This is a genomic window from Mycobacterium sp. KBS0706, assembly GCF_005938675.2.
Taxonomy (GTDB): domain Bacteria; phylum Pseudomonadota; class Alphaproteobacteria; order DSM-16000; family Inquilinaceae; genus Inquilinus.
Genome location: NZ_VCCH02000316.1, coordinates 1 through 781 on the forward strand (window position 1 = coordinate 1; position 781 = coordinate 781).

The 781-nt window shown below is 64.8% G+C and carries 1 protein-coding gene; it reads left to right on the forward strand.

Annotated elements, in window-relative coordinates; translation table 11 throughout:
• Positions 1–29 precede the first annotated feature (29 nt).
• On the forward strand, positions 30–725 hold the full coding sequence (locus tag FFK22_RS42035) for an IS6 family transposase (protein ID WP_143957027.1): 696 nt from the start codon (positions 30–32) through the stop codon (positions 723–725).
• Positions 726–781: the final 56 nt, after the last annotated feature.

Genomic DNA, 781 nt, shown 5'->3' on the forward strand with positions numbered 1-781 from the left:
AGTGAGCTGCGTCGCGGTAGGGCAGGGGCATGGAGCCGATTTCCTACGCCCGTCACCAGTTCCCGCCTGAGATCATCAGGCATGCCGTGTGGCTCTATCTGCGGTTCACCTTGAGCTACCGGGATGTCGAGGAGTTGCTGGCCGAACGCGGCCTCGACGTCTCCTATGAGACTATCCGCCGGTGGGTCGACAAGTTCGGATCGGCGTATGCCCGCAACCTGCGTCGACTGCGGCCCCGACCTGCGGACACCTGGCACCTGGACGAGATGGTCGTCTCGATCCAGGGCCGGCGCATGTTCCTGTGGCGAGCCGTTGACAGCGAGGGCGAGATCCTCGACCTGCTGGTACAGCCGAGACGCGACAAGGCCGCCGCGCTGCGGCTGATGCGCAAGCTGCTGAAGAAGCAGGGCTTCGCTCCCACGGTGCTCGTGACCGACAAGCTGCGCTCCTATGGTGCTGCCGGGCGAGAGCTCCGCCTCTCGGCGCTTCATGAGCAGGGCCTGCGCCGCAACAACCGAGCCGAGAACTCCCATCAAGTGGTGCGACGACGGGAACGGAAGATGCAGCGGTTCAAGTCACCCGGATCGTCCCAACGATTCCTCGCCACCCACGCCGCCGTCCACAACACCTTCAATCTCGAGCGCCATCTGATCTCCCGAAGGACGCAGCGCCTCTTCCGCGCTGCGGCCGCTCAACAATGGCAGATCGCGACCGCCGCCGCCTGAGCACAGCATCGAACCGAGCCAAAGTTCGGCTCGTTCAGGTTCCCGTGACAATGCCG